This window comes from Planomicrobium sp. CPCC 101079 (assembly GCF_007859275.1).
GTDB lineage: Bacteria > Bacillota > Bacilli > Bacillales_A > Planococcaceae > Planococcus.
Window position 1 is genome coordinate 20,379 of sequence record NZ_VOHC01000005.1, and the last position, 23,744, is coordinate 44,122.

The window sequence follows — 23,744 nt, forward strand, 5'->3', positions numbered from 1 at the left end:
ATGGTCAAAACGGATCTCAAAGGAGAGTTTTTAGAGCGTGATCGGACAGCCAGCAAACCACGCGCTAAAGCGAAGCTGAATTTTACTGCCGGCCTCTCGAAGTACACGGTCCTTCTCGGGTTATTGGCGTTTGCGGCCATCATTCTTTATCCGCTGTTTTGGATGGTAATTTCATCGTTGAAAAGCTACGATGAAATCTATAATAATGTCTGGGGCCTTCCGTCCGTCTGGCATTTTGAAAACTATGCGACTGCCTGGTCGATGGGAATATCCAGTTACTTCTTCAATAGTGTAGTAGTCACTTTGGCTACGATTTTCTTAGTGGTGTTGATTGGATCGATGGCAGCATTTACATTGTCGAGGTACCGCTCAAAATGGATCGATGCGGCATTGATTTTCATCATCGGTGGAATCATGATGAATCCACAAGTCGCGCTGATTCCTTTGTTCGAAATTTTAACTTGGCTTGATCTTATTAATACGAGATGGGCATTGATTTTAACTTATGTGGCGTTCCGGCTGCCGTTGACCATTATTTTGATAAGAGCTTTCTTTTTAAGCATCCCGAAAGAGCTGGAAGAGTCGGCTATTATTGATGGGTGCAGTGAATTCGGAATCTATGCGAGAATTTACCTTCCACTGTCCATTCCCATTATTTTGACTACCGTAGTGCTGACTGCATTTTTCGCTTGGAACGAGTTTTTGTTTGCGACAGTGTTCATTGATTCCGAGGTTTTGAAGACCATTCCTTCAGGATTGATGAATTTCAAAGATGCCCTGCGTACCGATTGGGGCGTATTGCTGTCAGGGATGGTAATCGCGTCTATTCCGATGGTGATTTTATTGGTACTATTGCAGAAATTCCTGGTAAGAGGATTATCGGAAGGGTCTGTTAAAGGCTAAGAGGAGGAAATGGAATGAAGTTGATAGCCGTTGGAGACAATGTGGTGGATTGCTATTTGGATCAGCAAACGTATTACCCGGGCGGGAACTGCGTCAATGTTGCGGTAAACGCCAAAAAGAACGGTGCGGAAAATGCCGCTTATATCGGGATTTTCGGCACTGATGAAAAAGCCGAACATATTAAGTACGCATTGAAGGAAGAAGCGGTGGATTTTCAATTTTCCCGCGTCGCAGAAGGCCTTAGTGGCCAGCCCCAAGTTTCTTTGACTGAAGAGGGGGATCGCGTATTTGTTGGAGGCCCTAAAAATACGGTGCAGCATAAGTTAAAGCTGCAACTGGTTCCGGATGAATTGGATTACATTTCCAGCTTTGATCTTTGCCATGTGAGCTGTTATTCGTCGATGGAAAGTGAATTGCCGAAGCTCTCCAAGGTCATTAATGTGTCTTTCGATTTTTCAAATCGGCTGGAAATCGACTATGTGAAATCGGTTGCGCCTTATATCAATTATGCATTCTTTTCCGCTGCTGATTTGGACGAAGATGAAATTGATCAATTTATCGAACAGGTAAACGCGCTCAATTTTGAAGTGTTCGCTATGACCAGAGGAAGCCTGCCGGCTGTGTTCGTCTGCAATGGAGAACGGCTCGAACAGAAGCTGAACCCGATTCAAGTGGTGGATACAATGGGAGCGGGGGATAGTTTAATCGGCGGTTTTTTAGTGAATTATATAAATGGGGAAAGCCCGGAAGCTGCCATTGAAAAAGCGACCAAATCTGCTGAAATTACTTGCGGGATGTACGGAGGTTTCGGGTATCCGAAAAGTTTCTAAAAATTGTTAAAAAGACTCTCCTCCTGTAAAGTTAAAAGAACAGCACTTATAAAATGCATCTATAGGAGAGAAGCTATGAAGAACCAAAATAGTATGAATGCAGAGAGTCCTGTATTGCTGTATGAGCAGATAAAAGCCGGTATTAAAGAGCTGATTAAAAACAACAATTTGAAAGCTGGACATAAGTTGCCGAACGAAGCCGAGTTGTGCGAGATTTTCAATGTCAGCCGAATCACCATTCGGCGTGCCATCAAAGAATTGGGCGAAGAAGGGTTCATCGAAGTGATCAGAGGCAAAGGAACATTTGTCAAAGCTTCTAAAAAGGATTTGCATTTGCTGAACCTGAAAGGATTTACGGAAGGTCTGTCGACAGAAGAAAATAACATCGAAAAAGAAGTTTTGTACAAGCGCGTCATTGTGGACGAGCATGACATCTCGAAAGCTTTTTCATATGAAGAAACCGAGTTTTTGGAATTGGTGCGTGTGGTAAAAGACACCGAAGGCCCGTTCAGCGTGGACTATGCTTATTTGCCGCTGAGCGTTTATCCGGACATCGAGCCTTTGCTGACAAATAACGCCTCGACGTTTCAGTTGATCCGTGAAAAGTATAAGATCAAATTTACAAAAGTGGAAAAAGAAATAGAATACATTCATCCTTCAACTGAAATTTGCCGGTACTTGGGTGTCAGCAAGACCTCATCGGTTATCCTGGTGAAGAAAATCATTTACGGGCAAAATGGCAAACCTGTTCATTATTCCAAATATTATTTGGCAGGAGACCGGGTGAAGTTTTACATCGAATCGGATTACACCGAATAGCCGTTTTGGGTTGAATATAAAAGAAGGCGAATTTGCCGTCTTTCGTTTAATGCACCTGAATTCGGGTGCTTTTTATCATTTGATTAGTAAAAAGGAGGGTGAAGGAATGATTAAAGGAATCATTTTTGATTTTGACGGATTGATCTTCGATACGGAAACCAATCAGTATACAGTTTATCAGGAGATGTTTGCGGAACATGGCACAGAGCTTCCGATTGCCCGCTGGCAGCAAGAAATCGGGACGCATTCGGGGTTTTCGGCTCTTGATTATTTGGAAGAGCTGCTGGATCGGAAACTGGAGCAGGATGTTTTGCGGGAGCAGTTCAGCACCAAGTATCATGCGAAAATGGCAGAGGAAAAAGCCCGTGCGGGAGTGGAAGACTATTTGAAAGCCGCAAAAGAACAAGGCTTGAAAATCGGCTTGGCCTCAAGTTCAAATTTCAAATGGGTGTCTACCAATTTAAAAAAACTCGGGCTTTATGAATACTTCGAGTGCGTGAAAACGTCGGACGATGTGGAGCATGTGAAACCTGATCCGGCTTTGTATCTCCTGGCTGCCGAATGCCTCGGTTTAACTCCCGAAGAATGTCTGGTATTCGAAGATTCGGCGAATGGAGCGATGGCAGCCAAGCGTGCCGGGATGAATTGTGTTATCGTGCCGAATGAAGTTACGCATACCATGGATTTTTGCGATGTCGAGCACCGAATAGAATCCATGGCTGACATGACGTTAGAAGAAGTGCTGGACTACGTGAACAATTTGAAAGTCTCAAAATGACGGGACTTTCACTTACATAGTTACTTGAAATCAAAGGAAAAGCCGCTCCCGGTGTCGTATAGAGTCTCTATACACTCCGGGAGTTTTTTTGTGCCGGAAATTATTGTTTTTAACAAAGAAGTCGACTAAAGGAGGAGTAAGGATGAGGGGCATATTCGCGATTTTTACTGCTGTGTTGGCTGTTCTTTACCGAAGATCCGTCTGGAATTTTACTGCTCAAAACAAGAAAGGAATGGGCAGGCTGTTAATGAATTCAAGTATGAGCGAACCTGCTGCTGAAATCGGGACGCTTCCAATGCCTGTGCAGCGATGGCTGAAAAAAAGCGGTGCGGCCGTAAGTCCAGCGATCAAAAGTGTCCGTTTGAAACAGGCCGGACTGATGAGATTGAAGCCGGAACAGCAAAAGTGGATGAAAGCGGAAGCGGAACAAGTGATTACGATCGATCCGCCGTCTTTCATATGGACGGTGACGATGAAAATGAGCCCTTTCATAAGAGTGATTGGAAGGGACAGCTTTAAAGAAGGCAAAGCGCAAATGCTCATTAAACTGGCAGCGCTCGTTCCGATTACGCAAGTTGAGGACGATGCGAAAACAAATGAATCGGCTCTCCAGCGCTTTTTGATGGAGATGGCCTGGTACCCGACAGCGGCGCTTCTTCCCTATGTCACATGGAAAGCCCTGGATGATACAACTGCGGAAGCGGCAATGTCCTATAACGGAGTGAAAGGGTCGGCGGTTTTTCATGTAGATGAACAAGGGGAATTGGTAAAGGTTGTCGCGTCCCGCTTCAAAGACAATGGAGCCGAAGCACAGCGTTTTCCGTGCGTTGCCGAGATAAAAAGGCATATGAAAGTGGACGGTGTTACTGTGCCGGAGGAAATCGAAATCACCTGGCTGCTTGAGGAAGGGCCGTTCACCTGGTATAAATTCAAAGTGCATGCTATGGAGTTTTATTGAAGGGGATTGAGTTCAAGGGGAATAAATGATAGAATAGTCAGATTAATAGAGCCCTATAGAAAGTAGCCATGCATGCTCAAGGGGGGATACGGAATGAAGTGGATGCCTAAAAAAGAAGACAAGGCAGTCGCATTTTGGCAATGGTTTGAAGCCAATGGGCAATTGTATTATGAACTGCCAGAAGACAAAACCGAAAAGCTGCTTTATCAGTTGGACAAAAAAATCCGTAAAGTCAATCAAGACTTGGCATGGGAGTTCAGTATGGATTTAATTGACGGAAAACGTGAATTTACGGTCAGCGCAGACGGAATCGTGGAAGCGTTCGGAGATGTTGAAAGTCTAGTGAAAGCAGCTCCGGAGTTGCCGGATTTTGAAATCATTCCATTCCGGCAAGCGAGAGAAGATGAATTTTCAGCAGAGTGCAACGGAATAAGGTTGACTATGGACGATATTTTCTACTCCTATGAAGTAGGTGAGGAAACAAAGCTAGTTCATCTGTGCTTGTATATCAAAGGGCTTACGCCGGAAAATGCAGAAGACTATATTTCGTTGGCTTTTGTGCTGCTTGATACAGCTATTGGCGAATACAATGTCGGCATGCATGTCGGCGAAATCGACTTCGAGCGCTATAAATATAACAGAGGCGCCAAGCCGCTGGACACCCTGAAAGAGCTTTTTAAGGAGACGACAAATAGGATCGAGTTTGGATCTTATAAAGCCAGTTCTAATTCGCGGAATAACCAAAGCGAAATAGATCCAAATTCAATTAGTTAAAAAAGCCAACTCCTGCAAAAGGAGTTGGCTTTTTCTAATCCATTACGCGTTCGCTTTGTAGACAAAGTAATCGAAATCAGCAGGCAGGTTCTGGCCGGAGGTGTCTTGGCATTGCATGCCGACAAATGCACCGGTAAAGAAGCCGCCGCCTTGGATATAGTCATCAGAGAGTTTATGCGAATAGAATTTGATTGGGATCAAGTTCCAATTTTCACCGTCAAATGAATATGAGTATTGGTAAATATCCGCGTTGACGTCCACTTTCAAATACACATATTCTACGCTTTCTGGAATAGCGATTTCATCTCCTTGAAGCGGCTGGTCGAATGCAAAGTTATCGCATGTCATGATATCCAGGACACGGCCTTTATCCTCATTCCATGTAATTTGCAGGGCCGTCCAGTTCTCGGTGTTGTAGTAATTCACAAGGCCTGCCGCTTGCTGGAATGTATCCGGGTTGAACGCGACTTTTGTTTCCGCCGTAAAGTGGAAATGCTGCCAGCGTCTTGCGACAAATGCCTGCGTGAATTTCGACGTCAGTGATTCTTTGCCGCGGATGCGCAAGTTCCCTGGATTTTCTTTCAGCGAGACGATGTTTTCGCCTAACGGAATGCGCAAGGTTTGGAAATGTAGATTTAACGTTTCCGAATCAAAATCGTCTTTTTCCGGGAAGTCAGGCTCCCACTCGGCTTCTTCAATTGCAGGTCCTTCAATTTCAAGTGAAGGCTGGTTGCCGCCGACAACAAATGGCCAGCCGTTTTTCCATTCCAAGCGCTGGATAGCCGTTTCACGGCCCAGCGGACAGAAGCCGCGCGGGTCGAGCAATGCCTGCCCGGCGCGTGATAATGGGCGCCCTGTCAAGTGGACCAGGAACCATTCGTCGGTATGCGTCTGGACGATGGAGGCATGCCCTGATTTTTGCAGCGGGTTTCTCGGTGAGAAAAACGATGTAATCAGCGGGTTCTCCGGATGCACTTCGTATGGTCCGCGCAAGTCTTTTGAGCGTGCAATGGTTGCCTGGTGATCATATTTTGTACCGCCTTCAGCCGTCAGCAAGTAATAATAATCCCCGATTTTGTAAAGGTGAGGAGCTTCTGTCAACATCACATCTGTGCCTTTGAAAATGATTTCCGCTTTGCCGACAAGTTTCCTTTCTTCTACGCTGTATTCTTGCAGCGCGATGCCATAAAAGTTATGGTGGCCCACCCGATGGTCCCAATGCATGTTGACCAAATATTTTTTGCCCGATTCGTCGTGGAAAAGGGACGGGTCAAAGCCTGAGCTATTTAAATAGATCGGCTCCGACCATTCGCCGTCAATCGTATCGCATGTCACCAAGTAGTTGTGGCAGTCTTTCCATTGGCCTTCAGTCACTTTGACGTCAGTGAAAATCATCCAGAACTGGCCGTCGCTGTAGGAAAGGGCAGGAGCCCAGACGCCGCCGGAGTTCGGATTGCCCATCATGTTCAGTTGGCTGATGCGGTTGAGCGGGCGGGAAGCCAAACGCCAGTTTTTCAGATCTTTTGAATGATAGATGCCGACACCTGGAAACCATTCAAAAGTGGAAACGGCGATATAATAATCTTCTCCTACACGACAAATACTTGGATCTGGGTTAAAGCCTGGCAAAATCGGATTTTGAATAGTTGTCAAATGAAGTCACCCTTTATGTAAGATTTTCATCTCCATCCACTTAAAAACGAGTATGTAAGTGCTTTCAAAAATGAGGAAGATGAGAGCCAGATGCAAAAAACCGAGAGATGAACTTTTGGGCCTATCCTGGAAAATGCCCCGGCCAAAAATTCAAAATGGAATCTTTTGCAACGTTATATTTGATGATACACCACTTAGTTTAATAAGTAAACAAAGTGTGGATGCTGATGCCTATTGAATCAGCAAGTAGAAGCTAAGCCCCTACACGAAGCTTTTCGGCTGCATGCAGACGCTTAGGAAATTTTCAATTGAGAAAGCGGAGACCCCGAGTGCGGCCGATAGCGTCGAGTGTTCAGAGAAATCGATCTGCAGGTTGTTCTGCTGAAACCACAGCGCCTGTTTTGCTACTCGTTTATTCAGGGATTCTTCCAGCCAGCGGTTCGAAGCCGCCATGCGGTTGCCTATGATGACTTGCTGCGGGTTGAATGTATTGATGATGTTATTAATGCCGACTCCTAAATAGTCGCCGGTTTGCTCAAACAATCCGATAACTTGCTGATTGCCTTGTTCAGCCAGGGAGATCAAGTTTGCCAAGTCCAATTCTTCTTTCAAGGGAAGAGGGAGGTCCAACTCTGCAGCTTTAGCAAGCAATGCTTGTTCCGAGGCATACAATTCCCAGCATCCTTGGTTTCCGCAGCGGCATACAGGCCCATCTACTTGAATGGTCATATGGCCGATTTCCCCCGAAAAACCGTTGGAGCCCTTGTATAATGAACCATTTAATATTAGGCCGACACCAATGCCGATGCCGGCGCTGACGTAAATGATGTTGTCGCTTTCCTTGCCGGCGCCGAACTGTTTCTCGCCATACGCGCCTGCATTTGCTTCATTTTCGATGATAACCGGTAGATTATACCGAGTTTCAAGGACCGTTTTTAAATTGACATTTTTCCAATTCAAGTTCGGGGCGAGCAAAATATCGCCGTTTGTATCAACAATTCCTGGAACCCCGACTCCAATGCCGATGATGCCATGAGGGCTTTTCGGTGCGATTGAGGAAAGCAGGTCGATCATTTCAAAAAGCTTTTTTTCAATTTCTTCATAGGAGAGTTTTTTGAAAAAGATTTCTTTCTTTTCAACAATATTGCCGTTCAAGTCGGTCAGAAGCCCGAGCAAATAATTGACGCCAAGATCGATGCCGATCGAATAGCCTGCAGAGCCATTGAACAAAAGCATTACCGGCCGTCTGCCGCCACTTGAAACACCGGGGCCGGATTCATAGATCAAGTGATCATCCAGCAGGTCATTTACTAAAGAGGAGACAGTCCCTTTGTTCAATCCTGTTTGGCTTGCAACTGCTGCCCGTGAAATAGGAGAATTGTTTTTGATCTTCTCCAAAACGAGTGATTTGTTGCCTTCTTTCACAACGTGGTGGTTCCACGTCCTATTTTCTTTCATGTTCATCGAGACCAGCCCTCTCTTTTTTCTTCATTCTAACAAATAAAATGAAGAGTTAATAATATCATCTGAATTTACTATAGCCATTGTTGCTTGCTATGGGAGGAAAGACGCTTTGTCCTTTGGCTTTTCCATTCTACAATAAACTCTGTGTGTAAATTCTAACAGAAAAAAACTTTGTTTATCCACTAGACTAACAAAATTCTTTTTGCTACAATGAAAACGCATACAACAATCAGAATATTGTTGTAACAATAGAACGCATTGGGGGAAAAGATGATGATTAAGAAGAAAACGCTTACAGTCTTGTTATCTGCGGTTGTTTCATCTTTCATGTTGGTTGGATGTTCGTCTGATTCAGGCGAGAAATCAAGTGCAAGTGGAGAAAAAGAAATCCAGTTTATGCATTTATGGCCAGAGGGCAGTTCGAAAAAACATTATGACGTGGTAAATGACATTATCGCGGATTACGAAAAAGAGAACGAAGGCGTTAAAGTAGATTTGGAAGTTTTAAGCAATGAACAATATAAAGACAAACTGCGTGTTCTATCCACATCAAAAGAATTGCCGGATGTCGGCTTGACTTGGTCTGCAGGATTCCTTGAGCCTTATGTGGGCGGCAACATGTTCGCGCCGCTTGATGATGTAATCGAATCGGATCTGAAAGATGCTTTCGTTCCTGGAACTGCAGAAGCGTACGCAATCGACGACAAGACATACGGCCTTCCATTGGAATTGAACATTGTATCGCTTTACTACAATGAAAAAATGTTCAAAGACAACAACATCGAAGTACCGGCAACTTACGAAGAGTTGATCGAAGCATCAAAAGCATTCAGAGAAAAAGGCATTCAGCCTGTTGCTCTAGGAAACAGAGATTCTTGGACTGGGTCCATGTGGTATATGTACTTGGCTGACCGAATCGGTGGTGCTGATACATTGAACAAAGCAATCGACCGTTCTGGAAGCTTTGAAGACCCTGCGCTAGTTGAAGCAGCTAAAGAAGTTCAAAACCTTGTAGACAACGGCGTTTTCGTTGATGGTTTCAACGGCCTGGCGGATGAAGAAGCGAAGAGCATGTTCATGAGCGGGCAATCGCCAATGTACTTGATCGCAACTTGGGATCTTCCGAACTACACAACAAACGAAGATGTACCGCAAGAATTCAGAGACTCTGTTAAATATATGAACTTCCCGACTGTAAAAGGACAGGGCGACATGAGCAGCTTTGTCGGCGGCCCTGGCGTTGGATTGTTTGTAGCTGAAGATTCAGATGTAAAAGAAGAAGCGAAAGATTTTGCAGCTTACTTTGTTAAAGAGTGGGGCGAAAAAGCTGTTACTGAAGCTGGCGTAATCCCTGCAACAAAAGTGGATGCGGAATCGTTGGACCTTCCACAAATGTATACAGATATCCTCAATGAACTGAACACCGCAAGCAACATCACTTTGTTTGCTGATGTTCAAATGAGCCCTGGCGTAGCGCAAACTCACCTAGATTCGATCCAAGCGCTATTTGGAAAAGAAATGACGCCGGAAGAGTTTGCAAAAGCGCACGAAGATGCTCTTTCGAAGCAGTAAAATAGCACGTTTGTAGCCAGATTAAAAAAGAGGGGACGTCCTTAATTTGGACTCTCCTCTTCTACTTTCTAAGGATATGGGGTGGAATGTAATGAACAAAGTCATGTCGAATAAGCTGTTTATCGCATTTTATATCGCGCCAGCCCTATTGATGATCACTATACTGATCTTCATTCCGCTAATCCTTTCGGGATATTACGGATTGATGGACTGGGACGGCATCGGTGCTAAAACGTTTATTGGGTTAGAAAATTATATTGCCGGAATCCAAGACAAGCTGTTTTGGAACAGTGCCTTGCATTCGTTTTTACTGGCGATATTCTCTACCTTCAGTTTAGCGATTTACCTGCTTGTTTCGTTTATCTTAGCTTCAAAAATCAAAGGATCTGATTTTTTAAGAAAAATTTACCTCATTCCGATGCTTTTATCTTCTGTGGCAATCGCTCAGCTTTGGGTGAAAATGTACAACCCGTCAAACGGGATGCTGAACGCTTTTCTTAATATGATCGGCATAGATAACCCGCCGACATGGTTGGCAAATCCATCTATCGTGCTGTACGCGATTTTTATTCCGATTTTATGGCAATACGCAGGTTTTTATATTTTGATCTATTACGCAGCGTTGAAAAACATTCCGGAATCATTGATTGAAGCGGCAAGAATTGATGGAGCCACTCCAGCCCAGATTGCCCTTCGCATCAAATTGCCATTGATCAAGGAAGTGGTTAGCGTAACGATTGTCCTTGCGATTGTCGGATCTCTGAAATACTTCGATTTGATTTATGTCATGACTGCCGGCGGACCAAACGGCGCCAGTGAAGTTATGGCATCGTATATGTACAAGTTGGCGTTCTCAAGCTATAACTTCGGCTACGGAAGCGCAATCGGCTTCTTATTGCTGGTCATCACATTGATCGTGACCTTCATCATCCGTAAAGTTACTGCTACTAAAGAAAGAATCGAATATTAAGAGGAGGTTTGTTTGATGAATCGCATTGGTTATTTCTTTTTATACGCATGTCTGATTGCAGTGGCATTATTTCAAATCCTCCCATTGGTTTGGCTGTTCATGTTTTCTCTGAAAAGCAACGCGGAAATTTTCGCAGGATCGCCGTTTTCGCTGCCAAGCGAGTTCAGATGGGAAAACTACCAGAAAGTTTGGGATGGCGGAATCGCCACGTATTTCTTTAACAGTGTATGGATCACCGTGGCAGCAATTGTTTTAACGGTATTGTTCGCAAGCATGGCCGCTTTTGCCATTACGCGTATGCGTTGGAAGTTGAGCGGACTGGTGCTCGGCTTGTTCATGGTCGGTTTGATGATTCCGATCCACTCGGCGTTGATTCCACTTTACAGCATGTTCTTGAGCGTCGATTTGATCGACAATCCGCTTGCAATTGTTCTAACGTACACGGCTTATAATTTGCCGATTACACTGATGATCCTTTTGGGCTTCTACTACACCTTGCCGCATGAGATCGAAGAAGCAGCGGTCATTGACGGCTGTTCGGTCAACCGGATGTTCTTCCGGATTATATTGCCGATGACAACACCAATTATGGCGACAACAATCGTCATCAACATGATTTACAACTGGAATGAATTCGTGTTTGTAAACACGTTTATCAGTTCTGAGAAATACAAGACATTGACGGTCGGCATCCAAAACTTCATTGGCCAGTATATGACGGATTGGGGAGCAATCGGTGCAACGCTTATCATCAGCGTCTTGCCCATCATCATCGCCTTTATCTTCTTCAGCAATAAAGTGGTCGAAGGAATTTCTTCAAGCGCGGTCAAAGGATAATGGAAACATAAAAAAGGCTTCACGTAGTAGGGGATGTGCCCCTATTGTGTGAAGCCTTTTTACAAAGTCTCCTATTCTGACACGCTCTCTGTCTGGCCGCTGGCTTTGGTGAATGCATGCAAAGCGAACCACATGGTGATGAATGCATACAAGCTGCCGCCGAAGATGACGGCTAAGGCAGGGACTAGGCTCATAAGAAAATAGAGTGGCACCAAGGTCAGGAGGATCAATGCGTTGTTGATGGGATTGATCAACATGAGCAAAAAGGAGTTTTTGATGACGCTCCGTACTTTAATATCGTAATGGACAAAGCTCGGAAAAAGGTAAAACAGAAACAACACAAACAGCAGCATAAAGGCGAATAGAGGGACATATGTCCAAGATAAAAGTTCGGCGCTGCCTTGAATATAGAAAATGTCGAGCGCAATCAGGGCAATGACGGCAGCGACAACCAAGCCGAGCCGGTTGCTTTTCCAGAAGTCCGTGCGGTAATGGCTCCAGAATGTTTTAAAAACCGGTTTGTCGGTATTGCCTCTTAGCCATTCACGGCTGACGGCAAACATGGCGGTGGTGGAAGGGAAAAAGCCCAATAGGATGCCGCCGGCGAGAGTAAAGACGATCCACAATAAGTTTAAATAGGCGAAGCGGGTGATCCATTCCAAAATCGTATAAATAAAACTGCTCGTAGCGTTCATTAGAATATCCATCCTTGCAATAGTTTTTAGCGGCTTCTCATCAAAATGAAAAGGATTCCATAAAATCATACACTAAGCAGGCAAAAAAGTTCACTATTTCAGCCGGCAAATTTCTTAACATAAATAAAGTACGAAACTTTGTTCAACTAATAGACAAACTAACGATATGTTGTTATAGTTTAATTGTAAGCCTTTTCATTTATATTCTTGTGTTTTTACATATTCACCGAGTAACTTAAACGATTTTAGGAGGCAAAAACTATGGTTTATTTCCAGAACATTGACAAAATTAAGTTTGAAGGGGCAACTTCGAAAAACCCTTACGCATTTAAATTCTATAACCCGGAAGAAAAAGTGGGCGGCAAAACAATGGAAGAAATTTTGCGCTATGCAGTTTCTTACTGGCACACATTCACGATGGACGGCTCAGATCCATTTGGTGCAGGCACAATGCAGCGCTCTTGGGACAAGTACAGCGAATTGGATTTGGCAAAAGCGCGTGTTGAGGCTTCGTTTGAATTCTATAACAAACTGGATGTGCCATTCTTCTGTTTCCACGATGCGGATATCGCGCCAGAAGGCAGCAATTTAAGAGAATCAAACCAAAACTTGGATACAGTTGTCGGCATGATCAAAGATTACATGAAAGACAGCAAAGCGAAATTGCTTTGGAACACAGCGAACAACTTTACACATCCTCGCTTCGTCCATGGCGCAGCAACTTCAAGCAACGCTGACGTGTTCGCTTACTCAGCGGCAAAAGTGAAAAAAGGTTTGGAAATCGGCAAAGAGCTTGGCGCTGAAAACTATGTATTCTGGGGCGGGCGCGAAGGATACGAAACGCTTCTGAACACAAACATGAAATTGGAATTGGACAACTTGGGCCGCTTCTATCACATGGCGGTTGAGTACGCGAAAGAAATCGGCTTTGACGCCCAGTTCTTAATCGAGCCAAAACCAAAAGAGCCGACAACGCACCAATACGATTACGACGTCGCTACAGCTCACGCATTTTTACAAAATTACGGTCTTGCAGACCAATTCAAATTCAACATCGAAGCGAACCACGCAACGCTTGCTGGGCACACGTTCGAGCACGAGCTTCACTATGCACGCATTAACGGGATGCTTGGATCGGTTGACGCCAACCAAGGCGATCCGTTGCTTGGCTGGGACACAGATGAATTCCCGACAGACCTTTGGACAACGACGCTTGCGATGTATGAGATCCTTCAAAACGGCGGACTTGGCCGCGGCGGTTTGAACTTTGACGCAAAAGTGCGCCGTGGATCATTCGAACAGGAAGATTTGTTCCACGCACACATTGCTGGGATGGATTCGTTTGCAGTAGGTTTGCGCGTTGCCCAAAGCTTGATCGATGACAAAGTATTGGAAAACGTAGTGGACGAGCGCTACAAAACCTACACTGAAGGCATCGGACTTGATATCGTTTCTGGGAACACCGACTTCCATAAGCTTGAACAGTATGCTCTTGGCTTAACGGATATCAAACAAACATCCGGGCGCCTTGAGTTGATCAAATCTACGATCAACCAGTATTTATTGCAAGCTTTCGCAACTGCAAACGTACGTTAATTGAAGTTTCTAATGGCAGGAGTGTTTCTATGAAGTATGTAATCGGAGTGGACTTAGGCACAAGCGCGGTAAAAATCTTACTCGTCAACAAACAAGGCGAAGTGGTCCAAAGCGTATCGAAGCCTTATCCACTGATCCAGGAAAAAACCGGATACAGCGAACAAAATCCAAAAGATTGGGTAGAGCAAACAACTTCCGGGCTGGCTGATCTCCTGAAGGATTTTGGTGGGGATATCGGGGATATTGAAGGCATCAGTTTTTCGGGGCAGATGCACGGACTTGTTTTGCTGGATGAGCATAACGAAGTGCTGCGTCCGGCGATTCTCTGGAATGACACACGGACCACCTTGCAATGCCAGCAGATTTACGACTTGGTCGGCGAAGAGCGGTTGCTGCAAATTACCAAGAATCCAGCGCTTGAAGGATTTACGTTGCCAAAAATTTTATGGGTCAAACAATTTGAACCGGAAATTTTCAGCAAGGCCAAAACCTTTGTGCTGCCGAAAGATTACTTGCGCTATAAATTGACTGGCCAGCTGCAGATGGAATATTCCGATGCAGCGGGAACACTGCTGCTTGATATCAGCAACAAAGAGTGGAGCACTGAACTGTGTAACTTGCTGGAATTGGATCCGTCGCTTTGCCCGCCGCTTGTTTATTCGCATGATGAAGTGGGAACGGTGACAGCTGAATTTGCGGCAGCATCCGGCCTTGCGGAATCGACGCGCGTGTTCGCTGGCGGAGCCGACAACGCATGCGGTGCAATCGGTGCAGGGATATTGGAAGACGGGAAAACGCTTTGCAGCATCGGGACATCCGGTGTCGTATTGTCATACGAAGCGAGTGAAGACAAAGACTTTGGCGGCAAGGTCCATTACTTCAACCACGGCGCACCGGATGTGTTTTATACGATGGGCGTCACGCTTGCAGCAGGATACAGCTTGACCTGGTTCAAGGAGACATTCGCACCGGATGAATCGTTCGGCGATTTGTTAGCTGAAATTGGGACGGTTCCGGCCGGTTCGAACGGCTTGTTGTTCACGCCTTATTTAGTGGGCGAACGGACGCCTCATGCAGATGCGGCAATCCGCGCCAGCTTTATCGGCATGGACAGCTCGCACCGGCGGAAAGACTTTGCGCGGGCAGTCCTTGAAGGCATCACCTTCTCTTTGAATGAATCGATTGAAATCTTCCGCCAGAATGGCAAGAAAATTGATACCATCGTCTCGATCGGCGGAGGAGCACAAAACGAAGATTGGCTCCAAATGCAGGCGGATATTTTCAACGCGAAAATCGTCCGGCTGACAAGCGAACAAGGACCAGGCATGGGTGCGGCGATGCTTGCTGCTTTCGGCAGCGGTTGGTTTGATTCATTGCAATCGTGTGCAGATGCGTTTTTGCAGGAAGACAAACGATTTGAACCGAATGCAGAAGCTGTTGCAGCTTATCAAAAGATGTTCGCGATTTACCAGGACGTTTACGGGCAAACAAAAGAGTTGAACGAAAAACTTTTAGAATTCCGTAAATAAGGATATAGAATAAGAGCCTCAACTTGTTGAGGCTCTTATTTGTAAAGTAGTTATAGACATGAAGGAATTCATTTAAATTAAGAATGGTGAGGTGCGGAAAATGAATTATCGCCAAATTGGCAAGACGGATTTGAATGTAAGTGAATTGAGCTTCGGCACTTGGGCGATTGGAGGTTCGTGGGGTTCTACGGACGACCAGGAATCGCTGCGGGCTCTGGATTATGCGATGGACAACGGTGTCAACTTTTTTGATACGGCGGACGTTTACGGGGATGGCCACGCAGAAGAATTGCTTGCGAAAGCGACAAAAGGAAGACACTCCGAAATCCACATTGCAACGAAGTTTTGCCGGGCTGGAGATATTTACGATCCTGCGACGTATTCGATGGAAAGCGTTACGAAATACGCAGAAGGCAGCTTGAAACGGTTAGGGCGTGAACAAATTGACTTGTTCCAAATCCATTGCCCGCCAATAGAAATTTTAAAAGACGGCCAAGTGTTTGAGGTGTTGGACCGCTTGAAAGAACAAGGGAAAATCCGCTATTACGGCGTCAGCGTCGAAACGGTGGAAGAAGGCTTATTGTGCATGGAAAACCCGAATGTCAGCAGCCTGCAAGTGATTTTCAATATATTCCGCCAAAAGCCGCTGGAAGAATTGTTCCCGAAAGCCCAGGAAAAAGGGGTTGGCCTTCTCGCACGCGTCCCATTGGCAAGCGGGTTGCTGACTGGGAAGTTTAAAGCGGATTCGCAGTTTGAAGAAGACGACCACCGGAATTTCAACCGCGACGGCGCTGCGTTTAATGTCGGTGAAACGTTTGCTGGATTGGAATTCAAAAAAGGCGTCGAACTGAGCGACAAGTTGGAATGGATTGAAAACAACCGCGGGAACCGGACTCGCGCCGCACTGAAATGGATTTTGGAACACGAAGCCATCTCCACTGTCATCCCGGGATTCAAGAATGTAAAACAAGTGGAAGACAATCTTCAGGCATTGAATGCAGCGCCTTTCACAGAAGAAGAATTGTCACGTTTGGAACAGTTCTATGCGGAAGAAGTGCGTCCGGAGATTCGCGGACCTTATTGATGTTTGCAGAGAAATTAATTTTTTGAACCGCCATGGAAGCTATTCCTTGGCGGTTTTTCTTTTTGAAAGATGGTTCATCATGAAGGCATTTGGATAGTTCATGTATCGAGTTCGATAATGGATGTAAGGACGCTGATGCTGCGTGAAAAAAGTTTTCCCCATCCTTATTCTCCTCAAGAGCAACGCCAGCTCACATATTGTTCTTGGAGGCCATAGCTGAATGAATTCATATACAAACTGATATTCGTCACGAAAAAACGGTAGAAGTGCATGTATAGACTTTAAAAGTTTATGTAAGAAAAGGGATAGTTCATGTAAGAATGCAAAAAGCTCATGAAGAAAATTATGGAAACTCATTTCCCGTCAGCCGAGCGGTCCTGCTTTTTATTTTCAATGGGAGTGATACACTTATGTTGAGAAATGACTGTATCTATTAAAGAGTTGAAACATCAAGGAGGAAGTTTATGCTGGCGTTGAACATTTTGGATTATTCCCCGATAGACGAGGGGGCGACAGCGAGAGACGCGCTGCTGCAAACAACGCAGCTTGCGCAACGGGCAGAGGCTCTTGGCTATTATCGCTTTTGGGTAGCGGAGCACCATCAAGTGTTTTCGGTGGCGGGCAGCTCGCCGGAAATGCTGATGATGCATTTGGCGACTTCGACCAAAACCATCCGCATCGGCTCAGGAGGCGTCATGCTGCCACATTACAGTCCGTACAAAGTGGCGGAGAATTTTCGGGTGCTTGAAGCGCTCCATCCGAACCGGATTGATCTTGGACTCGGCCGTTCCCGGAGTTTCCGGATTGTGAACCAGGCGCTGAATGAATCAAAGGGAATAAAAATTTCCTACGAGCAGCAAGTGCAGGATCTGCAAAAATACTTCACCGATGACAAAACGGCCGATCATCGCTTCCAGGAATTGATTGCCACACCGATCACTGAAACGGCGCCGGAGCTTTGGATGCTTGGGACCGGTGGAGAAAGCGCAGAAATTGCTGCAGCCAACGGCACGGCGTTTGCGTACGCACATTTTGCTAAACCGTCTCAAGCGGGCATAGAAGCCGTGAATGCATACCGGAAGCATTTTCAGCCGTCGAAACTATTGGCAGAGCCGAAAGTGATGGTTGCGGTTTTTGCGATTGTCGCGGAAACGGCGGAACAAGCGGAAGAAATCGCAAAGGCATTCGACTTGTGGCTGTTGTTTGTGGAATCCAGTACACCGCCTCCGTATTATCCATCCATCGAAACAGTGAACAAGCGCGGCTTTAGTGCGTCAGAGCAGGAAAAAGTGGCGCGCAACCGCAAGCGGATGATTGTCGGGGATGCCAGTTATGTTAAAACAGAAATCGAGCGAATTGCTGCGCTTTATGAGGCAGATGAAGTCACCATCATCCCAAGCATCGCGGGAGCCGAAAACCGGATGAGGGAAATTGAGTTTTTGGCAAAAGCGTTCGGTTTGTAGCTTGTCATGTAAGGATGAAAAACCTTCACGAAGAAAACATGGGCAAGTGCCCGCAGCCTCTTTATAGACACAATAAAAAGGTGAACCGCCACTTGTTGGAAAACAAGCGGGCACTCACCTTTTTATTAATGCCAATCGATGTCGTAAAGCAGTTTTGCGCATAAAATTGAAAAATCGTCCTCTGGGTGGCGTGAATTCATGGACCGTATTTTCTCAGCTGAAAATTCGGCCGCGTTTTCAAAGGACGCATGGCGGGTGATTGCCTCATACGGTGAATACAAGGTTGGAGAAGCCGGTACGTTTTTTGAAAACAAGAATGTTAAATAAGGCTGTTCTTGCGGTTTGTCGTAAATGGTTTTTCCTTCGACGATCAATTCATTGTCCGGGAAATACGACAAGGTGTCGGGGCAATGAATAATGCCGATGCGCTTCAGTACCCACAAGTTTGTCGAACCCGTCGAAATTTCTTCATGCATCCGTTCTAAAATATCCGCTACATTCCGTTCAAACATGGAAAATGGGTTTTGCCGGTTCGTGAGGTAGACAAAATAAGTACGGCCGTCTTTTACATCCAGCAATTGTTCTTCGGTCATAAGTTCTCCTCCAAGCTGGTATGGCTTTTGTCTGTACAGAATTGGAAGTTGATTATTTCCCATTATAATTCATATGCAGAAATTTCTCTGCTTTTAAGCGAAAAAGCATAAAAAAACCAGCAAAGTTTTTCTTTGCTGGTTTTTCGTTTATAATTTCGCGTATTCTGGATCGGCAACTTTTACGAGCAACTTGCCGACATTTGTCCCTTTGAAAAGATCAAGAAATGCACCCGGCGTATTCTCAAAACCCTCAACAATCGTTTCTTCGTATTTCAGCTTGCCTTCTTGGAGCCAAACACCCAATTGTTTTGACCCGGTTTCAAAATCGGCCGCGTAATTGCCGACGGTAAAACCTTTCATCAGCGCGCTTGTCTTGATCATGTACGACTGGAGCCGCGGCCCGAGATCTTCTTCTTTATTGTAAGAGGAAATCGCCCCGCATAACGGAATACGGGCATTCGTATTCAATAGCTTGAACACTTCATCGGTCACGGGACCGCCGACGTTATCGAAATACACATCAACGCCTTCTGGGACCGCATTCGCCAAATCTTTGGAGAATGTGTCTTTTTTGTAATTGACCGCTTCGTCAAATCCGAGTTCTTCTTTCAAGAAAGCGATTTTTTCATCGCTGCCAGCTATGCCAACAACACGGGCACCTTTGATTTTCGCAATCTGTCCAACCACCGAACCGACGGCTCCGGCTGCTCCGGACACGACAACCGTTTCGCCAGACTGCGGCTTGCCGATATCGAGCAAACCGAAATAAGCCGTTAGCCCGGTCATGCCGAGTATTCCAAGGTGTGTTGTAACAGGGGCTGCAGCTGGATCGATTTTGCGGATTTTCTGATCGCTAATCCGGCTGTATTCGGCCCATTTTAAACTTCCATTTACAATATCGCCTTGTTTGAATTTGTCAGAACGCGAATCGACCACTTCCGCGATGGCGCCGCCAACAATCGCTTTGTGCAGCTGAAACGGCGCGATATAAGACTTGGCGTCCTGCATGCGGCCGCGCATATAGGGATCGACCGATAAATACAGCGTCCGCAGCAAAACCTGATTTTCTTCCAATGTGGGAATGTCTTGTTCGACAAATTCAAAATCGTCGTTTGTTGGCATGCCTTTCGGGCGGTTCGCCAAATGGATTTCTTTTTGTTTTGTTGGAATCAATGCAGTTCCTCCTCAGATAGGTTCTTGATATTCCACAAAACTGACGCGCTTTCCACAGACTCGCGCCGTTTTGCTTTATACCCAATGTAAAAGTTTTAATTTAAGCATTTGAGCAAAGCGTACCACCCGGTATGAGAAACGGTCAACGAATATGGATAGTTTGCTATATAAGCTTTCAGGTCAATTTATCCTAGTTTTAGAATAGTTCAAAGACGGGTACAGAAGGAGACGCACGAAATCTTTGGGTTAACTTACAGAAATGGAGATGGCTAGAGATGGAGAAAGTGAAATCGGCAATTATTACAGGTGCAAGCAGTGGAATTGGACAAGCAACAGCGAGGGAGTTGGCGAAGGAAGGCTATGGCGTCATGTTGGCTGCCCGGCGGGAAGACCGTTTGATTGAGCTGAAAGAAGAAATCGAGAAGGCGGGTGGCCGGGCGGAATACAAAGTGACCGATGTGACGTCTGCGGCTGAGATGAAAGCGTTGGCGGAAGCTGCCCTCGAGCATTTCGGGCAGATCAATGTCCTCGTCAACAATGCAGGGCTCATGCCGCTGTCTTATTTGAACAAATTAAAAATTGACGAATGGGACCGCATGGTCGATGTGAATATTAAAGGCGTGCTGTATGGAATTGCGGCGGTTTTGCCGCACATGGAACAGCAAAAAGAGGGGCACATCATTAACGTCGCATCTGTTGCCGGGCATGTTGTATCACCGGGGAGTGCGGTTTACAGCGGAACGAAGTTTGCGGTCCGGGCCATCACTGAAGGGCTTCGCAAGGAAATCGATCCGGAGCTGAATATCCGCGCGACAATCGTTTCGCCTGGTGCAGTGGAAACCGAACTAAAGAATACGATAACCGACGAAGACGTACTTTCCAATTTCAGAAGCAGAAGCGCCATGGAACCGCTGCAGGCAGCGGATATCGCACGGGCAATTGTTTATGCAGTCGAACAGCCGGCACATGTGGATGTCAACGAAATCCTGATCCGTCCAAGACAACAACCGAATTAATGTTGAGTTAAAAAAGGAGAGATTTTAGGATGATACACACTGATTTTACAAAGCTTTACTTTGATGGACAATGGCAAAACGGCTCGAGCGACAACATGATGAAAAACACGAATCCGTTTACAGGTGAGGAACTTGTAACCATCCAAGCTGCGGACAAAGAGGATTTGGACCGCGCTTATCAATCTGCAGCGAAAGTGCAGGCAGAATGGGCGGCAGAACTTCCTCAGAACAAACGCGCGATTTTGGAAAAAGTTGTGGATGTGATGGGTGAAAACAAAGAGCTGATCATTGAATGGCTCATCAAAGAAGCGGGCAGTACGTACATGAAAGCGGCCACTGAGTTTGGTGCGGCCCTGAACGTTATAAAAGAAGTGGTGACGTTTCCGTTCAAGATGGAAGGCAAAATTTTGCCGTCGCAAACAGCCGGAAAAGAAAACCGCATTTACCGCAATCCGATTGGCGTCATCGGCGTTATCAGCCCGTGGAACTTCCCGTTCCATTTGGCGATGCGCTCAGTAGCCCCAGCACTGGCGACGGGCAATGGTGTGGTCATCAAGCCGGCGACCGATACACCGGTTACCGGCGGGTTGATTTTTGCCAGTATTTTTGAGGCGGCCGGTTTGCCGAAAGGCTTGCTGAATGTCATTGTCGGCCGCGGGTCGGAAATCGGGGATGATATCGTCAAGCATCCGATTCCACGCCTGATTTCATTTACCGGTTCAACGCCGGTTGGCAAGCACATCGGGGAGCTGGCGGGCGGCAGCCTTAAAAAAACCGCGCTTGAACTTGGCGGCAATAACGCCTTTCTGGTATTGGACGATGCGGATCTCGACTATGCGGTCGATTCGGCACTCTTCGGAAAATTTTATCACCAAGGGCAAATTTGTATGGCAACCAACCGGATCCTTGTCCACAAAGACCGCTATGATGAGTTTGCCCAGTTGTTTGTCGAACGGGCGAAGAAATTGAAATATGGCAATCCGGCCGAGCAGGATACGCATGTCGGGCCGCTTATCAACAGCGGTCAAGTTGACCGCATCATGGACGACATCCAGGCAAGCGTCGAACAAGGCGCAGAAATTTTGCTTGGCGGAGAGCGGGACGGCAATGTCCTGCAGCCGACAGTTTTGGGGAGCGGCACGAACAATATGCCGATTGCCGAAAATGAAATTTTCGGCCCTGTCGCCGTATTGATTCCGTTTGAGAGTGACCAGGAAGCGGCGGATATGGTCAACGCCTTTCCATACGGCCTGAGCGGTGCCATCCACTCGTCCAATATCGAGCGCGGCACGCAGTTGGCGCATAAAATTTACACCGGAATGATCCACGTCAACGACCAATCGGTCAATGATGAAGCACACGTGCCGTTTGGCGGAGAGAAAGAATCCGGGCTCGGCCGCTTCAACGGGGACTGGGTATTAGAGGAATTTACAACAATGAAATGGATTTCCATCCAGCACACGCCGCGCGATTATGGACCATTTATCGAAGGCTTAAAATAACTATAGTAAATCACAAGTTCAGTCCCTTGTTCTAAAAGGGGCTGAACTTTTTTGTTCAGGCAGCAGCAGAAGTAGAATTTTTTTCGTGAATTGAAACTTCCGGCGAAATATACCGTAAGAATTGTTACTTGGAAAGAAACGGGGGATGAATATGAAAATCAGGAAAAAGAAGAAAGACAGATCGTGGATACCGGATGTAATTATTGAAACAAGTGGCGTGCTGCTAGAGATGATCCTTCTTATTCCAAGGGTGATCATCAGAATAGCAAAAGACGCCACATAAGAATTGTCAGGGGGAACAGGATGAAAACGACCATTTTTGGAGAACATGAAGAACAAACATTGCGGCAGTTCCAGAACTGCTTGAATACCGGGCAAGTGCTTGGCGGCGTGCTTTGTGCCGACGGCCATTACGGCTACAGCCAACCCGTCGGCGGTGTCGTGGTTTATGACCGCCAAATCTCGCCGTCGGGTGTCGGCTATGATATCGCTTGCGGCAACAAAGCTGTGAAAACCAATTTAAAATACAATGATGTAAAAAAAGAGTTGCCGCGTATTATGGATGCTATTAACGGCACCATTTCGTTTGGCATCGGCCGCAAGAATAAAGAACGAGTCGACCATGAACTGTTTGACGATCCGGATTGGAACGTCTATCAGCAAATTGGCCAGCAAGAACACAATAAATTGAAAAAGCTGGCGATTGAACAGCTGGGCACAGTGGGCTCCGGCAATCATTACGTCGACCTTCTTATTGATGAAGAAACGCAAGATGTCTGGGTGGCGAACCATTTTGGCAGCCGCGGCTTCGGCCACAAAACGGCCAGCGGTTTCCTCAACTTGGCGAACGGCCGCCAGTTTTCCGACAAAGCACCAGGGGAAAGTATGGAACAAGCGCCGACCTTGCTTGATCTGGACAGTGAAGTCGGCGATATGTATTACCGCGCGATGACACTCGCGGGCCGCTATGCTTACGCAGGCCGGGATTATGTGGCGGACCAAGTGCTGTCGATTCTTGGCGCAGTGCCAGTTTTCTCAGTCCACAACCACCATAACTTCGCATGGAAAGAAAACCACTTTGGCCAGGATACGGTTGTAGTCCGTAAAGGGGCAACGCCTTCTGCAGCAGGCCAGCTCGGTTTTATCGGCGGCAGCATGGGAGACATTTCCGTCATTGTCCAAGGAAAAGACACGGAAACAACTGCGAATGCTTTCAGCAGCACGGTGCACGGAGCCGGGCGCATTATGAGCCGTACCCAGGCAGCCGGGAAGATGAACTGGAAAACCCGCCAGCGTTCCGGCGGCCAAATAACGGAAAAACAGATGTACCGGGCCGTTAAAGCGTTCGGCGTTGAACTGCGGGGAGCAGGAACTGATGAAAGCCCGTTCGTTTACCGGAAACTCCAAACGGTTCTCGATGCCCATAAAGATACAATTGATGTACTGCATGTGCTGAAGCCGATTGGGGTCTGTATGGCAGGGGCAAACGAATTGGACCCGTATAAGGATTAAAGAAAGGAAAGCCAAAAGCAGGG

At 46.2% G+C, this 23,744-nt stretch carries 21 protein-coding genes; 16 read left to right on the plus strand and 5 right to left on the minus strand.

The features are described 5' to 3' along the window. The 6 genes from FQV28_RS02325 to FQV28_RS02350 all read left to right on the plus strand — a co-directional run bounded on the left by FQV28_RS02325 (position 1) and on the right by FQV28_RS02350 (position 5,062). The gene (locus FQV28_RS02325) at positions 1-903 is read left to right on the plus strand and encodes a carbohydrate ABC transporter permease (RefSeq protein ID WP_146493994.1); all 903 of its coding nucleotides are present in this window, start codon (positions 1-3) and stop codon (positions 901-903) included. A gap of 14 nt (positions 904-917) precedes the next feature. After that, positions 918-1,733, plus strand: coding sequence for a PfkB family carbohydrate kinase (locus tag FQV28_RS02330; protein ID WP_146493995.1), 816 nt, complete (start codon positions 918-920; stop codon positions 1,731-1,733). 75 nt (positions 1,734-1,808) lie between these two features. Next, entirely contained in the window at positions 1,809-2,552 is a 744-nt protein-coding gene (locus FQV28_RS02335) for a GntR family transcriptional regulator (RefSeq protein ID WP_146493996.1), read from the plus strand. Positions 2,553-2,658: 106 nt separating this feature from the next. Continuing rightward, complete coding sequence (locus FQV28_RS02340) at positions 2,659-3,330, plus strand: HAD family hydrolase (RefSeq protein WP_146493997.1); 672 nt, start codon at positions 2,659-2,661, stop codon at positions 3,328-3,330. A 142-nt stretch (positions 3,331-3,472) separates the two neighbouring features. Then, entirely contained in the window at positions 3,473-4,288 is an 816-nt protein-coding gene (locus FQV28_RS02345; RefSeq protein ID WP_146493998.1) for a DUF6920 family protein, read from the plus strand. 93 nt (positions 4,289-4,381) lie between these two features. After that, positions 4,382-5,062, plus strand: coding sequence for a hypothetical protein (locus tag FQV28_RS02350; protein ID WP_186763763.1), 681 nt, complete (start codon positions 4,382-4,384; stop codon positions 5,060-5,062). A gap of 42 nt (positions 5,063-5,104) precedes the next feature. Here the strand turns inward: FQV28_RS02350 and FQV28_RS02355 are convergent, their stop codons facing one another. After that, the gene (locus tag FQV28_RS02355) at positions 5,105-6,715 is read right to left on the minus strand and encodes a glycoside hydrolase family 43 protein (protein ID WP_146493999.1); all 1,611 of its coding nucleotides are present in this window, start codon (positions 6,713-6,715) and stop codon (positions 5,105-5,107) included. A gap of 261 nt (positions 6,716-6,976) precedes the next feature. Beyond that, positions 6,977-8,173: an ROK family protein gene (locus FQV28_RS02360; RefSeq protein ID WP_146494052.1), complete on the minus strand. Its 1,197-nt coding sequence runs from the start codon at positions 8,171-8,173 to the stop codon at positions 6,977-6,979. A 279-nt stretch (positions 8,174-8,452) separates the two neighbouring features. On the opposite strand from FQV28_RS02360, the gene FQV28_RS02365 reads away from it, so the two are divergent. The 3 genes from FQV28_RS02365 (at position 8,453) to FQV28_RS02375 (ending at position 11,558) form a co-directional block, all read left to right on the plus strand. Continuing rightward, the gene (locus tag FQV28_RS02365; protein ID WP_146494000.1) at positions 8,453-9,751 is read left to right on the plus strand and encodes an extracellular solute-binding protein; all 1,299 of its coding nucleotides are present in this window, start codon (positions 8,453-8,455) and stop codon (positions 9,749-9,751) included. A 91-nt stretch (positions 9,752-9,842) separates the two neighbouring features. Then, positions 9,843-10,721 carry a carbohydrate ABC transporter permease gene (locus FQV28_RS02370; RefSeq protein WP_146494001.1) on the plus strand — a complete coding sequence of 293 codons (879 nt, stop codon included), beginning with the start codon at positions 9,843-9,845 and terminating at the stop codon, positions 10,719-10,721. A gap of 15 nt (positions 10,722-10,736) precedes the next feature. Continuing rightward, on the plus strand, positions 10,737-11,558 hold the full coding sequence (locus tag FQV28_RS02375; RefSeq protein WP_146494002.1) for a carbohydrate ABC transporter permease: 822 nt from the start codon (positions 10,737-10,739) through the stop codon (positions 11,556-11,558). A gap of 71 nt (positions 11,559-11,629) precedes the next feature. Here FQV28_RS02375 and FQV28_RS02380 read toward each other — a convergent pair whose 3' ends face one another. Further along, entirely contained in the window at positions 11,630-12,253 is a 624-nt protein-coding gene (locus FQV28_RS02380; RefSeq protein ID WP_146494003.1) for a YesL family protein, read from the minus strand. 261 nt (positions 12,254-12,514) lie between these two features. Between FQV28_RS02380 and xylA the strand changes: the two genes are divergently transcribed. From xylA to FQV28_RS02400, 4 genes are all read left to right on the plus strand, one after another. Further along, entirely contained in the window at positions 12,515-13,849 is a 1,335-nt protein-coding gene (xylA, locus tag FQV28_RS02385) for a xylose isomerase (protein ID WP_146494004.1), read from the plus strand. A gap of 29 nt (positions 13,850-13,878) precedes the next feature. Continuing rightward, entirely contained in the window at positions 13,879-15,378 is a 1,500-nt protein-coding gene (gene xylB, locus FQV28_RS02390) for a xylulokinase (protein WP_146494005.1), read from the plus strand. A gap of 100 nt (positions 15,379-15,478) precedes the next feature. Then, positions 15,479-16,462, plus strand: coding sequence for an aldo/keto reductase (locus tag FQV28_RS02395; protein ID WP_146494006.1), 984 nt, complete (start codon positions 15,479-15,481; stop codon positions 16,460-16,462). A gap of 464 nt (positions 16,463-16,926) precedes the next feature. Beyond that, entirely contained in the window at positions 16,927-17,925 is a 999-nt protein-coding gene (locus FQV28_RS02400) for an LLM class flavin-dependent oxidoreductase (RefSeq protein ID WP_146494007.1), read from the plus strand. A gap of 125 nt (positions 17,926-18,050) precedes the next feature. Here the strand turns inward: FQV28_RS02400 and FQV28_RS02405 are convergent, their stop codons facing one another. Both FQV28_RS02405 and FQV28_RS02410 read right to left on the minus strand, forming a co-directional pair. Beyond that, positions 18,051-18,518, minus strand: a complete 468-nt coding sequence (locus FQV28_RS02405; protein ID WP_146494008.1) for a hypothetical protein — start codon at positions 18,516-18,518, stop codon at positions 18,051-18,053. Between the two features lie 147 nt (positions 18,519-18,665). Next, complete coding sequence (locus tag FQV28_RS02410) at positions 18,666-19,688, minus strand: NADP-dependent oxidoreductase (RefSeq protein ID WP_146494053.1); 1,023 nt, start codon at positions 19,686-19,688, stop codon at positions 18,666-18,668. A 278-nt stretch (positions 19,689-19,966) separates the two neighbouring features. Between FQV28_RS02410 and FQV28_RS02415 the strand changes: the two genes are divergently transcribed. From FQV28_RS02415 to FQV28_RS02425, 3 genes are all read left to right on the plus strand, one after another. Next, a complete protein-coding gene (locus FQV28_RS02415) occupies positions 19,967-20,707 on the plus strand; it encodes an SDR family oxidoreductase (RefSeq protein WP_146494009.1) in 741 nt (246 codons plus the stop codon). Between the two features lie 32 nt (positions 20,708-20,739). Further along, positions 20,740-22,209 carry an aldehyde dehydrogenase family protein gene (locus FQV28_RS02420; RefSeq protein ID WP_146494054.1) on the plus strand — a complete coding sequence of 490 codons (1,470 nt, stop codon included), beginning with the start codon at positions 20,740-20,742 and terminating at the stop codon, positions 22,207-22,209. Positions 22,210-22,512: 303 nt separating this feature from the next. Next, positions 22,513-23,721: an RtcB family protein gene (locus FQV28_RS02425; protein ID WP_146494010.1), complete on the plus strand. Its 1,209-nt coding sequence runs from the start codon at positions 22,513-22,515 to the stop codon at positions 23,719-23,721. The last annotated feature ends 23 nt before the right edge of the window (positions 23,722-23,744 follow it).